Here is a 13,896-nt window from a genome sequence, read left to right as displayed (position 1 = left end):
GGAGGGAACGCCGGCAGCTTGCCCCAGCCCCCGGCTGCCGGCGTGCCGAAAGCCGGACCCGCCGCGGCCAGCAGCCTGTCGGTGGCGATCGGCAGCCTGCCGGGAAGCAACCGTGCGATCACGGCATTCTCCCTTGAGGCGACCTTCCCCAACTCCGCCCCGACCATCAACGGCTGGCTCGCCAGCCGCGGATACCTCACCAGCCACTACAACTCGACCACCGTCCGCCAGGTGATGCAGTGGAGCGGCCCGGGCAATCCGCTCGGCGTGCTGTTCTGGCACGCCCACGGCTGCTCCTACAAGAAGGAGGACGGCAGCGAGGGCATCGGCCTGATCACCCGCGAGCTGACCGGCGTCACCCACCCGGTCTACGGCGAGATGCGCGAGGACGGCGAGCTGATGCTGGCGATCGACAAGGGCGAGGAGCTCCCCTACTACGGCATCACCAGCAAGTTCATCCGCAGCCGGATGCGCTTCGCGCTGCACTCGGTGGTGATGATCGACGCCTGCTGCGGCGGCCACCCGGACCTCGGCAATGCCTTCCTCGCCGCCGGTGCCGGCACCTATGTCAGCTGGGACTGGCTCTCGGGTCCGGCCAGCGGCACGCCCTGCCTGAAGGTCTTCGACCGCCTGCTGGGCACCAACGAGGAGCCACCGGTCTCCACCCCGAAGGAGCGCTCCTTCGCGATGGGAACGGTCCAGAGATGGATGACCATGAACGGTTACGACGAGGACCCCAGCCCGCCCTACGAGGACCAGGAACGGCCAAACTCGAAGTTCGTCTGGTATCACCACCCGAGCCAGCCGGCGAACATCCTGATGCCCTCGGTGATGCGGATCCTGGCCGAGGCGAACAGCGAGGGGGAGCCCTTCAGCAAGTATCTGATCGAGGGCGACTTCGGCCCGGATCCCGGGGCCGCCCGGCGGGTGGTGACCTGGGGCGGCCAGACGATGAACGTGCTGCGCTGGGACCCGCTGGACGGGATCGTCATCCGGATTCCCGACCATCCGCCCACCGGCGAGATCCAGGTGGTGATGTCGAAGGACTACTACAGCTATAGCAACAAGGTGCCGCTCAGCGAATGGCGGGTGCCCTTCACCTACCAGGTCCACGGCGAGGGTTCGCTCAGCGCGACGATGAACCTCTCGGTGCGCTTCCGCGGCGACATCCACGGCTCCCGCGGTGCACCGGAGATGGAGCCGCAATACCTGCCGGTCGTGTTCTCGAACATGGCCGACTGCACCGGGAGCGTCAGCGCCTCGGGCACCTGGCAGACCAGCTCGAGTTCCGCGACGATCTGGTCCGGCGGTTCGTCGCTCGAGTCCCGTGACTGGAATGCCGGCGGGCTCTGCGTGATCGACCACGCCATCTTCAACAACGGCATCCTCGCGGTCCGGCAGGGCAGCGCGCCCAACTTCAGCCTGCAGGCCGGCGGGACCTTCACCGAGACCGAGCGCTGGGTCGACAGCAACGGCGCGGTCCACGAGGACGTCCACGAGCAATCGCTGGCCCTCGATTCCTTCGCCTTCCTGTTCAACCAGCCGCTGTCCTTCAACGCCGCCACCGGCCGGCTCGACGGCGGCACCCGTTCGCTGGCCGGCACCGCCACCCTCACCTGGCCCGGCGTGACCCCGCTGCATGCCCCGTCCCATGAAACTCCCCGCTGAATCCGACCTCTCCAACCCACAACCGAACATGAAATCCACCGCATCCTTCCTCGTCGCCGCCGCGGCCCTCGGCCTGCTCGGCTGGTCCTTGCTCAGGCCCGCCGCACCCCGGTCCGGGGCCGCCGCCACCGCCCCCCCGGAAGACCACGTCCGGCGCGGCGCCTACCTCGTCAAGCTCGGCGGCTGCACCGACTGCCACACCCCGAAGACCATGACCCCGCAGGGGCCGGTCGACGACCCCCGGCGCTTCCTTGCCGGCCATCCGGCCGACCTGGTGCTGAGTGCCCCGAGCACCGATCCCTCCAATCCTTGGGGAGCCGCCACCGCCGGCATGACGGCCTGGACCGGACCGTGGGGCGTGACCTACTCCGCCAACCTGACGCCCGACCCGGACACCGGGCTGGGGGCCTGGACCGAAGCCGAGTTCATCTCCGCCATGCGGACCGGCAAGCACAAGGGCAGCGGCCGGCCGATCCTGCCGCCGATGCCCTGGCAGCCGCTGTCGGAGGCGAAGGAGGAGGATCTGTCGGCGATCTACGCCTACCTGATGAGCCTGCCCGCCGTGGTGAACCGGGTGCCGGATCCGGTGCCTCCGGCGACGGCCTTGAACGACTGAGTCACCCCGGCCCGCCGGTCCGCCCCCCGCCCGGCGGGACCCCGGAGGCGAGAATCCGCGCCAGGATCTCGATCATCCGCCGCTGGGTCCCCGGATCCTTGACCGCGATCCGGACCGCCCGGTCGCCCAGTCCGCCCCCCATCGCCACGGCATCGCGGATGAACAGGCCGTGGTCACGGCAGGCCTCCGCGAGTTCCGCGGCCGTCGGCCCGTCCGGCGGCAGGTGCGCCAGCAGGAAGTTCGCGCAGCCCGGCACGACGTCCCACCCGAAGCCGCGCAGCTTCCCGGCCAGGGACTCGCGGAGCCGACTCGTCGCCCGCCAACGACGTTCATAGTAGTCCGGGCATGCGAGAGCCTTCACCGCCGCCACCTGCGACGGCAGCCCGACCACCCACGGCGGGGTCACCGCCCGCAGTTCATCGACCCGATGGCGGGACGCGACCAGATAGGCGACCCGCATCCCGCTCAAGGCGTAGGCCTTCGACATCGACTTGCAAACCACCAGGTTGCCGTGGCGGCCGACCAGCCGCTCGACGCTCCCTCCTGTGAAATCGATGTAGGTTTCATCCACCCAGACCAAGGTCCGCCCCGGGGCGGCCGCGACCAGTGACTCCACCTCCCCGCGACCGAGCACGCGGCCGGTCGGGCTGTTGGGATTGACCAGCACCACCAGGTCGGGACCGCTGGCGATCCGCTCGCGCAACCGCTCCAGGTCCACGTCGTGATTCTCCTCCCGCCGCAGGGGAAAGCGCTCGATCCCGCATCCGATCACCTTCCCCAGCACATGGGCATACTCACCGTAGGTTGGATCCAACAGCAGCACCCGCGAGCGGCGGTTTAGCCAGCGCGGAAAGGCCCGGAAAATGAGGTCCGACGACCCTGCCCCGACCAGGACCTCCGCTTCCGGCACGCCCCGGGCCGAGGAAATCGCCGCCACCAGGCCTGCGCAGTCCGTCGGTGGCGAGGTCCTGGCCAACCACGGCAGGTGCTCGCGCAAGGCCCCGACCACTTCCGGTGCCGGCGGATACCAGGCGTCGAGAACGTCGGCATTGATGATGTCGCGATGCCGTCCGAGATCCTGAAAACCGGGGCCAATGGCATCGAAGAACGCCCCGCCATGGAAGCACCCGGCCGGCTTGCGCAAGGACACGCCGAGCCGCCAGTCCACCGTCCCTTCGATGCGGCCGACCAGCGGATCCATGCCGTCGAGAACCCCGCGGAGTTCCGCCACCGCCGCGTGCATCAGGTCGTAGTTGACCGCCCCCGCTTCCACCGTCTTGCCGGCATCCCGCAGCCCGCAGCGGAGATACATCCGCTTCACCTCCCTCCGGCCGATCGCCACGATCCGGGTCCCGCCCTGCGATTCGATCCACCGGAAGGCCGCCAGCATCAACGCCGCCGCCAGGCCGGACGACCGGAACCCCGGCATGACGGTCAGCAAGCGAACCTCGTGGAGTCCGCCATCGACCTCGAAGGGCAATTCGGAGCGGGTGAAATACTTGTCGACCGAATACCCAGCGTGTCCCGCCGGCGTGACGCTGATGAAGCCCGCCAATCGATCGCCGACCGTCGCGGCGATGTAGTGGTTCACCGCGTCGAGCCGGTCGCCGAGACGGCCGGAACGATCCGCGGCATGCTGGCCCAGCTCCAGCGCGTAGACCTGGTGCCGTGCCCGGGCGATGCGCTCCCTCAAGCGTTCTCCCGCGGGAGCGATGATCGGCATCCGGACTGGAGGGCACGCGGTCAAGGCGGGCAGCATGGCATGCCGGCGCCGATCCGGATCATCGATAATCGGGCGGCCGAACATCGACCTTGCCGATCCCCGGCGGCGTTCCCGCGGTGCCGGTCAGCGCGCCGGTTTCACGTTCTCGAGAAGGAACACCGCATCCTGGTAGTCGCCGTTGGCCGCTTCCTCGAAGCCGATCAGGTAGGCATTCTCCAGCGTCCGGCCGCCGAGGCAAGTCACCGGATAAACCCGCGCGGTGTGGGCGATCTTCGCCTCCGTGGGCAGACCGGGGTCCGTGAACGAGGTGTATTGATGGGCATCCAGGTAGAACGCGAAACCCTCTTCCGGGGCTTCGAATCCGGCGGTGGCCTTGCCGTCCTGGAGCGGTGGCAGGAGGCACTGGTGGGCATCCCCGACCACCGACGAATCCGCCAGCTTGCCGACTTCCGCAAGTTCGCGGCTTCCCCTCGTCACGTACCCGAAAGGCGTCGCACCGGGCGGGGAAAAACGCGCCAACGGGGTCACCCGGACCTCCCCTTCTTCCGCCCGGACGAACCACGGCACGGCGACGCCATCGCCGATAACGGGGGCCGCGGTATCGAGCTCCAGGGCCTTGCCGCCGACGTCGAGAGGAATGCCGAGCGCGTGGACGAGGTCCTGCAACGGCGGTTCGTTCTTCCCCTCGAATGCCTCCAGGCCGATGCCCTGGAGCCAGACGAAGGTCCCTTCCTCCGGCGTCCCGACCTGCAAGCCCGCGCTGTAGCGCCCGGCGCCACGGCCGGGCTTGAAGCGGACCTCGACTTCCGCGGATTCGCCCGCTCCCAGGGTCATCGTCTCGCAGACGGCGGTGAACGCGGCGGCGTCCTTCCCCGTGAGGCTCAGGCGGGTGGAAAGCGGGCGGTCGAGGGGATTGCGGACAGTCACGGTGCCGGCGCGGGACGGGTGGCCTTTCACCGCGCTCAGCGGCAGCAAGCGCTTGTCGGGCTGGAGCGGCACATCCAGCTCCCGGACCTCGATGTTGCGGTACTGGATTTCCGCGGCCTCAAGCTGGAGGCAGATCTTCCCCCGGGTCAGTTCGCCCTCGCGAGCGAGGTGATGGAACCAGCCGAGCCGGGCCCGCAGGTGGCCGTTGAGCCAGTGCTCCGCCGACTCGCCGGCGTGGACGATGACCTCGACCCGGTTCCAGCCCGGCTGGTCGTGCTCGGGAAAGCGACCGATGTAGGCGTAGTTCACCCCGCCACCGCGCAGGACGCCGCCATTCTCCGGCAGCAGGCCGGGATCGCCCTGCCCCTCCGGCGCCCGGTCCGGATCCGGGTGCGCCCAGGTCAGGCCGTCCTCGTTGATGAAAACGATGTCGCCGCTGTCGCCTTCCTGGATCTGGTACTCGACCGAATCCGGCCAGACCTTGTCGGTCGCCGAAGCGTGGTACAAGAGGCCCGCGTCGCGCAGGGCGTTCTTCCGCGGAGCGAACTTCTTGTCCATCCAGCGGTACTCCAGCACGAGGTGGAAGCGCGAGAAATCCCCTTCGTGGGTGATCACGCCGAAGGGCACCTCCTCCGCAGGATCGGTCCCGGCGTACATGTGGATCGCCCCGTCGCGCACCTGCACGAACCGGTCGGGATCCTCCCCGGGAGCCCTGCCGTCCACCGTGACTGTCCACCCGGCCAGGTCCTTGCCGTTGAAGAGGGGCCGCCACGAAGGATCCGCCGAAGCGGCAAGCGGGACGCAGGAACCGAGGAAAATCGCGAGGCGCAAGGACATGGCCGGAAAACAATCAGTTGTCGCCGGAGCGTTCAAGGGACATCGCGGGGCGTGGCGCAAGGAAGGCCGCCCTAACGCTTCCGTCCCCGTCCCTTGGGATACGCCACCTTCTTCCTCCCCGCCGATGCCGCGGGGGCGCCTTCTTTCAGCGCCACGATCTGGTCCCGCAGGTGCGCGGCGCGCTCGAACTCGAGCTTGGCCGAGGCGTCCAGCATCTCCTTCTCCAGCTCGGCGATCACCCGCACCTTGTCGTATGCCTCGTCGTCCTCGGCGACGACCGAGCGCTCGAGTTTCTCCGCCGACTCGCGCTGGCTGGAGTAGAGCTGCAGGCTCTCCTGCACCTTGCGCTTCACACCCTGCGGGGTGATGCCGTGGAGTTCATTGTGCTCCATCTGGCGGCTGCGGCGGTACTCGGTGACGTCGATCAGGCGCTGGATGGAATCGGTGACCACGTCGCAGAACAGAACGCAGTTGCCGTTGATGTGGCGCGCGGCGCGGCCGGCGGTCTGGATCAGGCTGGTCTCGTTGCGCAGGAAGCCCTCCTTGTCGGCATCGAGGATGCAGACCAGCGAAACCTCCGGCAGGTCGAGGCCTTCCCGCAGCAGGTTGATGCCGACCAGGATGTCGAAGGCCGCGGCGCGCAACTGGCGGAGGATTTCCACCCGCTCGACGGTGTCGATGTCGGCATGGATGTAGCGCACCTTGAGGCCGGTGCCCTGGAGGTATTCGGAAAGATCCTCGGCGGTCTTCTTGGTCAGGGTGGTGACCAGCACCCGCTCGCCCTTCTCCACCCGCTGGCGGCAGAGCTCGATGGTCTCGTCGATCTGGCCCTTGAGCGGGCGGAGGACGAGCGTGGGATCCAGGAGTCCGGTCGGGCGGATGATCTGCTCGACGACCAGCGGGGTGCCGCGTTTTTCCGGATCGAAACTGCCGACCGGCTCGGCGCTGCCGCTGGGGGTGATGCGCAGCTTCTTGAAATCGATGTGGGTAAAGCCGCGGTCGTCGCCACGGCCTTTGACCGGGATGAAGCGCTGGTTCTCCGGGCGGGAGTTGACGATCTCGAAAGGCCCCGGCGTCGCCGAGACGTAGAGCCGCTGCTTCGTCATGTGCATGAACTCGTCGAAGCGCAGCGGCCGGTTGTCGAGCGCGCTGGGCAGGCGGAAGCCGTGCTCGACCAGCACCGTCTTGCGGCTCTTGTCGCCCTCGTACATGCCGCCGACCTGCGGGATGGTGACGTGGCTCTCGTCCATCATCAGCAGGAAGTCGTCGGGGAAGAAGTCGAGCAGGGTGTGCGGCCGCGATCCCGGCGGTCGGCCGGTCAGGTGGCGCGAGTAGTTCTCGATCCCCTGGCAGAAGCCCATCTCCTGCATCATCTCGATGTCGTAGTCGGTGCGCATCCGCAGCCGCTGGGCCTCGATGAGCTTGCCCTCTTGCTCGAACTCCGCGACGCGGGCATCGGCTTCCTTGCGGATCTCCACGATCGCCTTCTTCATCTTGTCGGCCGGGGTGACGAACTGCTTGGCCGGGAAGAAGGTGTGCTTGTCCATCTTGTCGATGACGTGCCCGGTCAGGGTGTTCACCGAGCTGATGCGGTCGATCTCGTCGCCGAAGAACTCGACGCGGATGGCGGTCTCGTCGAGGTAGGCGGGGTGGATCTCGACCACGTCCCCGCGGACCCGGAACTTGCCGCGGCCGAAGGCGATGTCGTTGCGTTCGAACAGGATCGCGACCAGGGCCTGGAGAAAATCGTCGCGGCGGATCTGCTGGCCGACCCAGACCGGGACCATCATGCCCTCGTAGTCGTCGGGCGAGCCCAAGCCGTAGATGCAGGACACCGAGGCGATCACGATGGTGTCCTCGCGGGTCAGCAGCGAGCCCATCGTCGACAGCCGCAGGCGCTCGATCTCGTCGTTGATCGACGAATCCTTCTCGATGTAGGTGTCGGTCCGCGGGATGTAGGCTTCCGGCTGGTAGTAGTCGAAGTAGCTGACGAAGTACTCGACCGCGTTGTGGGGGAAGAAGTTCTTGAACTCCGAGTAGAGCTGGGCGGCGAGCGTCTTGTTGTGGCTCATGATCAGCGTCGGCTTGCCGATCTGCTCGATCACGTTGGCCATCGTGAAGGTCTTGCCGGAGCCGGTGACGCCGAGCAGCGTCTGGTGGCGGTTGCCGGCACGGATCGACTTCACCAGTTTGGCGATCGCCTGCGCCTGGTCGCCCTGGGGTGAGTATTCGCTGGAGAGTTCGAAGGGCATCCGGCCGAGGTTTAGCCGCGGAACGCCGGACCCGCAAGGGGCGGGAGCGGCTTTGGCTGGCATCCGGCAGCCTTTCCGCCATCGTCGCGAAGATGAAAACCTACATCCTTGGAATTGCTTCCGGGATCCTGCTCCTACCCGCCTGCCGCACGCAATCGGGCGGGGTTCCCGAAGTCACACCCGCGATGGCGGCGAGGACCGACGTCAGTGAAGTCCGCCTGCAAAACGGCAGGGACCTTTACATGTCGAACTGCAACCGCTGCCATGAACGGGTACTACCCGGCACGGAAGATCCGGAGTTCTGGCGGGAAGTCGTCCCGCACATGGCGAAGAATGCCCGCCTCGACCCATCACAGGAGTCGGACGTGCTGGTCTACCTGATGGCCGCCCACCTGGTTGCCCGCAACGTGAAGGTCCCGGATTGAGATTTCGAAACGTGTGGCCTTTCGCCGGCCCTCAACGGCGCTTGCGGTTGGTGCGGCCCTCGGTGGATCCCAAGACCTCTCGCCAATGGAATCCCACCGCCACCTCGCGGGTGGCCGGAGCGGCGACCAGAGCCTCGGTACGGGTGCGCGGTTTCTCCGTGGTGCGGGATGGCGACGACGAGGCCGGCATCTCGCTGGAGGAATAGAGGGCACGCTGGCGGTCGAAGGAGAGCATGAATCCAACCGGACGAGGCACCTGCTCGAGGTAGGGGGACGAACGGAGGGCAGCCATTGCGAGATCGCGGATACGGTCGGCGTTGTTCATGGCAAGTGTCGGGTGAAGCGTGCTGGGTGATGGATGAGTTGTGCCAAACGGCGATTCGCATCATGGCCCAGCCGGAGAGGGTCAACCACTACGCAATCACGGAAGGACCGGTTCCTCGCCAAAACAACCAGCCGCGCCCACCCGGGGGGGCTCCTTCACGGCGCCGGCGCGCCTCCGTGCCGACGGTCCTGCAGCGAGGAACGCCTCGTGAGCCGCCTCCGAGGTAGTAGCGGACCTCCGGACCGTAAAACCAAGCGCCGGCGAACTATCGACCCACCAAAGCGATGGTCGTGGAATCATGCTCCTCCACCACTTGGACGATGGCGGTCGCTCCTGCAGTCAGGCTTTTATCCCCGGTCTCCGAGGTGACGAACAGCGAGGAGACGCACGCCAGCAGGCAGAACACCGCCTTGCCGAGGGGTTGTTGTTCGCAGAACCGCCGCCGGTTCACCCGGTGCACCCGGCTGAGGGAAGCATCACGCCATCCCGTTCCCTTCGGCTGGCAGCATGGAACAAACGGCCGCGCCGGCGCGTCGGCGTGGGAGACGACCCTTTCTCCGGAGTGGGGACGGTGATTCCCGTCGGAACGGAAACCATAACGCGCGGCGGACGGAACGGCCTGAAGCCAGGGATTTTCGGACGAACGAACGTCCGATGGATGCTTCTTCACGGGGGCTAGGGGGTGTGGGTGTTTTACCCCGAAAATCGGAAAACGATTCCCAAGATGGGTGAGATCATTCGGAAAATCCTCGAAATCGCCATTACGCGATCGCGTAGGTTCAGTCCCCCCCCCTTCTCCTCCAGAGTCTCAAGGCTTCCGCGCGGCCAGACCGGGCAGCAGGAAAACGGAAAGGATCATGCAGAGCAGAATCCCGGTCACCGCCACCTGCCCCATGCTTGCCAAGGCGTCGTTCGAGGCAAAACAGAGCGATCCGAATCCGATGGCGGTGGACGTTCCACAAAAGAGCACGGCCTTGCCGGTCCCGTTCCAAACCTCGGACGTGTTGCCGCCGCTGCGACGAAGGGCGAGAAGGATGTGGATGGAGTAGTCGATCCCGGTGCCAAGCAGCAAGGGCAGCGCCGCGATGTTGAGGAAGTTCCATTGCACTCCGAAACAGCGCATTAGTGCCAGCAGTGAAATGGCTGCGGCAAAGAGCATGATCAACGACAGCCCCACCTCGGCAAACTTGCGGAAAACGATCGCCAGCATGATCACCATGAGAACCGCCATTGGAATCAGGACATCGGTGACGTCCTTTTTCACCAGCGGGAGCACCGCCGGCTTGAGCATCGCCCAGCCGGCGAGCCAGATGCCGTCGCCGTTGAGCGAGCGCAGGGTTTGCAGGCCCGGCTCCCCCATGTTGTCGATGGGGCTGGTTTCCACCGTACCGAGGACAACACCGCCCCCGCCCTCGTGGCGGTTGACGTAGCCCCGCATGATTTCCTGCGCCGCCGGCTGATCCGGAAAGACAAGGGTGCTGGAAGTCGCCATCACGGACATGGCATCGAGCACGGTGCGGCCCAAGGCGGTGCCCTCTTCCGAAAAGCCGGCCTCGTCCGCCGCCGCGACAAGCGCGTCCTTTCTCGCCGCCAAGGCCGTGAAAAGCGGGCGGTTGGACGCCTGGACCTCCGGATCCGGCCACCAGGTCGCCGGCAATTCGTGGCGGGTGATAATATCGGGATTCGCGGCCTGAGCCTCTCCGATGCGGACCGCGGCTTCTTCCAGCCGCTCGCGCATCTGCTCGTCGGAGTCAGCCTCGACCACGAGCTTGAGGGCGGGCGAATTCCAGGCGGGATAGGCAAACTGGATGCGCTCGAACGCCTCCATCGCCGGACTGTCGCGCGGACGGAGCAGGCGGCTGTCGAATTCAACTCCCGGCAAGCCGCCGCGACCCAGCGTGGCGGCAGCCGCGCCGATGAGCAGCAGCAGGGTGACCCGGGAGCCGAAGTTGCCCGGCAGCCAGGCGGGTCGCCAGGTGGCATCGGCCCGCCCCGCCCCGCACCGGGCGACCCAGGGAACGTAAAAGACGAGCATCAGGACGGCCCCGGCGATGATGCCGCAAGCCACCACCGTGCCGAGCTGGGCAATTCCCGGCAGCCCGGACCGGTTCAAGGCGACGAAAACGATCGCGGTGGTCAGCGCGGCCCACAGGATCGACTTCCCGGTCGCCCGGCGCAGCGCCGCAGCTTCATGGCCGGCAACCTTTGCCTCCTGGCAGATCAACACGCCGTAATCGACGGTCAGGCCGATCAGGATCGCGGCGAAGCCGGCGGCCATGATACTAAGTTCACCGTAAATCCAGCCGGCCAGTCCCATGGCCGTGAGAAAGACCAGCCCGAGGACCCCGGACAGGCCGGCCAGCAGGCCGAGGCGCCGCTGCATGGCGAGGAACAACAGCGCGATCACCGTTGCCGTGATCCCGACCGTCCCGCGCATGTCGTTTTCCATCGCCGAGCCGATTTCACCGGCGAAAGCGGGTTCGCCGGTGAAGCGGACCTTGACCCCGTTCTCCCCGCCCCAGGCCTCCGTGACCGCGGCAAGCTGCTGTTTCCACGCTTCCATCTCGCGGTAACCCGGCAAGGGGCCGGGAGCGTCGGCAAACAGGAGGTGAAAGCGGCCGTCGGCACTTTCAAATGCCTCCCCGCCCTCCTCCGACGCCGCGAACAGGGCACGCATCGAGGAATGATTGAGGAAGCCGAACGGATCGTGCGAGGAAAGCGCGATGTCACCGCCGTCGAGGGCGGTGGCGACGCGTTCCATCGCTTCCTCAAGGGTTCCATCCACCTGGTCCGGATCGAGCGAGGCGGTGAGAGCCTCGAGCTCGGCGGAATCACCGTTGAGCCACAAATAGGCCACCAGGTCCGCCAGGCCAGCCGGATCATCCCGCCAGCGCGGCTGCCAGCGGACCGTTGCAGCAAGCCCGTCCTCCTTGAGCTTGCCGGCGAGTTCCTCCGCCAGCTGCGGCAGTTCCCCGGCGTGATCCTCGTCGCACTCGAGCAACATGACCATCTCCTCGTCGCGGGAAAACGCCTGCTGGAAGATCTGCAGGCCGCGCACTTCCGGCATGTCGCCGGGCAGCACCGAGAGAACGTCGGTGTCGAACCTGATCCGGCCGAGTCCCATCGCCGCCACCGCGACCAGTCCGAGCAAGAGCGCCTGCCACCACCATTTCCGCATGGCGGGAGTGGAGGGGCGCCGCGGTGAAGTTCCAAGCGAGAAGTTCCGACGCCCGGGCGGGACGGACCGCCGATGCGCGTCTTGGCACTTGGAACTTCCCGCCGGGAGCGCCACGCTGTCGCCATGCGCCTGCTGCTTGTCTTCCTGTCCTTGGTCTCGATCGCCCGTGCGGAGCTCGACCTCGCACCCCTCGACGCCTGGATCAAGCGACAGAAGACACTCAAGACGCTGGATGCCGATTTCGTCCAGGAACGCAAGCTGCCCTCGCTGAAGAAAGCGGTCTCCACCCCCGGCCGCATGCGGATGATCCGGCCGGGCAAGTTGCTGTGGGAGCTGGGCGAGCCCGTGAAAACGATGGCCGTTTCGGACGGCAGCACGATGACCCTGGTCGACGTGTCCAAGAAGCGCGGCCAGCGGATCGATGCCGACTCCGCCAAGGCACGCCAGTTCACGCTGCTGTCCAACGAGGCCTTCCGCGACCTCGGCAGCTTCCAGGAAACCTTCGAACTGGTGGAGTCGCGGATCGTCAACGGGATCTACCAGATCACCCTCAAGCCGAAGGAACGGGCGATGCGCAAGCAGGTCGCCTGGATGTTCCTCGACATCGACACCCGCACCAACGAGCTGCGCGCGTTGGCGCTCGAGCTGGCGGACAAGTCGCGGATCCGCACGATTTTCACCAGGACCACGATCAACGGCAAGGTCGACCCGGCGGTGTTCAGCCCCGATCTCGCGGGCTACCTGATCCGCTGAGAAATCGCGGATTTGTTTCTTCCCCTCCCCCGGCGCGGCACTGTTAGTGTCTGCATCGTGGACCCCGAGATCCGTTCCCTGCTTGAAAACGCCTTCACCGGCGGCGCCAGCGACGTTTTCATGGTGGAGGGCGAGCGGCCGCGGGTCCGCGGCGACGGGGAAATCATCATCGCTCACGGCGGACCGATTTCCCACGAAGCGATCGCCGGCATCTGGCGCGAGTGCGGTTTCGACCCGGAAAGCACCCAGGACGGCGACTCCAGCTTCAGCGTGGAGCACGTCGGCCGCCTGCGGGTCAACGGCTACCGCACCCTCGGCCGGCTCGCCGTGGCGATGCGCCCGATCAAGAAGCAGATCCCGTCCTTCGACGAGCTCGGTCTGCCCGGCGAGCTGCTGGCGTCGTGGATGGGCCGCCGCTCCGGTCTGGTAATCGTGGCCGGCCCGACCGGATCGGGAAAGTCGACGACCATCGCCGCCTGCCTCCAGTGGATCAACCAGCACCAGCAGCGGCACATCGTGACCATCGAGGACCCGATCGAGTATCTCTTCGAGAACGACCGCTCGTGGTTTTCGCAGCGCGAGGTGCAGCGCGACACCGAGAGCTACGACATCGCCCTGCGTGCGGCCCTGCGGCAAAACCCCGACGTCATCCTGTTCGGCGAGATCCGCGACGCGGCGAGCGCCTTCACCGCCCTGCGCGCGGCGGAGACCGGCCACCTGGTGATTTCCACCATCCACGGATCCGGCGTCGCGGGCGTGCCGACGGCGCTGGAGCGCATGAACCGGATCCTGAGCGACGGGTCCAGCGTCTCCGCGGCGAACCTGCTGGCCCACCAATTGATCGGCGCGATCGCCCAGCAGTTGCTGCCGCGGCTCGACGGCGGGCTGATCCCGATGCTGGAATATTTCCAGAACGAAAGCGCGACCCGGAAGTGGCTCTCCGAGGGCCGTTTCGACGACCTGCGGGACCATCTCAACCGTGCCGACGGCTCGACCGCGTGCTCCTTTCTCCGCTACCTGGTCGCCGCCTCGGAGCAGGGCATCGTCGACCCCGCCATCGCCCGCTCGGCCACCGACCGGCCGCAGGATTTTGATCGCGCCATGCGCGGCATTTCATAGTTTCACCCCTTGTCATCGTGAGCGAAGTCAAAGAAATCACCGACTACCTCAGGGAGACCGTCGAACGCGGCGG

The 13,896-nt window shown here is 66.8% G+C and carries 11 protein-coding genes; 5 read left to right on the top strand and 6 right to left on the bottom strand.

Annotated elements, in window-relative coordinates; all coding sequences use genetic code 11:
- The coding region (locus IG178_RS04350) for a hypothetical protein (RefSeq protein ID WP_226894821.1) at positions 1 to 1,668 on the top strand (1,668 nt) is incomplete at its 5' end.
- On the top strand, positions 1,652 to 2,284 hold the full coding sequence (locus IG178_RS04345) for a c-type cytochrome (protein ID WP_226894819.1): 633 nt from the start codon (positions 1,652 to 1,654) through the stop codon (positions 2,282 to 2,284). The genes IG178_RS04350 and IG178_RS04345, both read left to right, overlap by 17 nt.
- 1 nt (position 2,285) lies before the next feature.
- Here IG178_RS04345 and IG178_RS04340 read toward each other — a convergent pair whose 3' ends face one another.
- From IG178_RS04340 to IG178_RS04330, 3 genes are all read right to left on the bottom strand, one after another.
- Entirely contained in the window at positions 2,286 to 4,007 is a 1,722-nt protein-coding gene (locus tag IG178_RS04340; RefSeq protein WP_193211296.1) for a pyridoxal phosphate-dependent aminotransferase, read from the bottom strand.
- Positions 4,008 to 4,130: 123 nt separating this feature from the next.
- A complete protein-coding gene (locus IG178_RS04335; protein ID WP_193211295.1) occupies positions 4,131 to 5,771 on the bottom strand; it encodes a 3-keto-alpha-glucoside-1,2-lyase-like domain-containing protein in 1,641 nt (546 codons plus the stop codon).
- Positions 5,772 to 5,842: 71 nt separating this feature from the next.
- Complete coding sequence (locus IG178_RS04330) at positions 5,843 to 8,023, bottom strand: excinuclease ABC subunit UvrB (protein ID WP_193211294.1); 2,181 nt, start codon at positions 8,021 to 8,023, stop codon at positions 5,843 to 5,845.
- Between the two features lie 92 nt (positions 8,024 to 8,115).
- Between IG178_RS04330 and IG178_RS04325 the strand changes: the two genes are divergently transcribed.
- Entirely contained in the window at positions 8,116 to 8,448 is a 333-nt protein-coding gene (locus tag IG178_RS04325; RefSeq protein WP_193211292.1) for a hypothetical protein, read from the top strand.
- Between the two features lie 31 nt (positions 8,449 to 8,479).
- On the opposite strand, the gene IG178_RS04320 is transcribed toward IG178_RS04325, so the two are convergent.
- The 3 genes from IG178_RS04320 to IG178_RS04310 form a co-directional block, all read right to left on the bottom strand.
- The gene (locus IG178_RS04320; RefSeq protein ID WP_193211290.1) at positions 8,480 to 8,773 is read right to left on the bottom strand and encodes a hypothetical protein; all 294 of its coding nucleotides are present in this window, start codon (positions 8,771 to 8,773) and stop codon (positions 8,480 to 8,482) included.
- Between the two features lie 265 nt (positions 8,774 to 9,038).
- On the bottom strand, positions 9,039 to 9,443 hold the full coding sequence (locus IG178_RS04315) for a hypothetical protein (protein ID WP_193211289.1): 405 nt from the start codon (positions 9,441 to 9,443) through the stop codon (positions 9,039 to 9,041).
- 138 nt (positions 9,444 to 9,581) lie between these two features.
- Complete coding sequence (locus tag IG178_RS04310) at positions 9,582 to 11,951, bottom strand: MMPL family transporter (protein WP_193211288.1); 2,370 nt, start codon at positions 11,949 to 11,951, stop codon at positions 9,582 to 9,584.
- A 123-nt stretch (positions 11,952 to 12,074) separates the two neighbouring features.
- Between IG178_RS04310 and IG178_RS04305 the strand changes: the two genes are divergently transcribed.
- Complete coding sequence (locus IG178_RS04305) at positions 12,075 to 12,704, top strand: LolA family protein (protein ID WP_193211287.1); 630 nt, start codon at positions 12,075 to 12,077, stop codon at positions 12,702 to 12,704.
- 57 nt (positions 12,705 to 12,761) lie between these two features.
- Positions 12,762 to 13,823: an ATPase, T2SS/T4P/T4SS family gene (locus IG178_RS04300; protein ID WP_193211286.1), complete on the top strand. Its 1,062-nt coding sequence runs from the start codon at positions 12,762 to 12,764 to the stop codon at positions 13,821 to 13,823.
- The last annotated feature ends 73 nt before the right edge of the window (positions 13,824 to 13,896 follow it).

It is taken from the genome of Neoluteolibacter marinus (assembly GCF_014904755.1).
Taxonomy (GTDB): Bacteria; Verrucomicrobiota; Verrucomicrobiia; order Verrucomicrobiales; family Akkermansiaceae; genus Haloferula; species Haloferula marina.
Note: the sequence above shows the minus strand (reverse complement) of the source record. Positions and strands in the feature narration are given on the sequence as shown.

What these genes read in the sequence shown, in the direction of transcription:
- IG178_RS04335 (WP_193211295.1), bottom strand. Translation starts at nt 5,771, where the DNA reads ATGTCCTTGCGCCTCGCGATTTTCCTCGGTTCCTGCGTCCCGCTTGCC.
- IG178_RS04325 (WP_193211292.1), top strand. Translation starts at nt 8,116, where the DNA reads ATGAAAACCTACATCCTTGGAATTGCTTCCGGGATCCTGCTCCTACCC.
- IG178_RS04345 (WP_226894819.1), top strand. Translation starts at nt 1,652, where the DNA reads ATGAAACTCCCCGCTGAATCCGACCTCTCCAACCCACAACCGAACATG.
- IG178_RS04305 (WP_193211287.1), top strand. Translation starts at nt 12,075, where the DNA reads ATGCGCCTGCTGCTTGTCTTCCTGTCCTTGGTCTCGATCGCCCGTGCG.
- IG178_RS04340 (WP_193211296.1), bottom strand. Translation starts at nt 4,007, where the DNA reads ATGCCGATCATCGCTCCCGCGGGAGAACGCTTGAGGGAGCGCATCGCC.
- IG178_RS04310 (WP_193211288.1), bottom strand. Translation starts at nt 11,951, where the DNA reads ATGCGGAAATGGTGGTGGCAGGCGCTCTTGCTCGGACTGGTCGCGGTG.
- IG178_RS04330 (WP_193211294.1), bottom strand. Translation starts at nt 8,023, where the DNA reads ATGCCCTTCGAACTCTCCAGCGAATACTCACCCCAGGGCGACCAGGCG.
- IG178_RS04320 (WP_193211290.1), bottom strand. Translation starts at nt 8,773, where the DNA reads ATGAACAACGCCGACCGTATCCGCGATCTCGCAATGGCTGCCCTCCGT.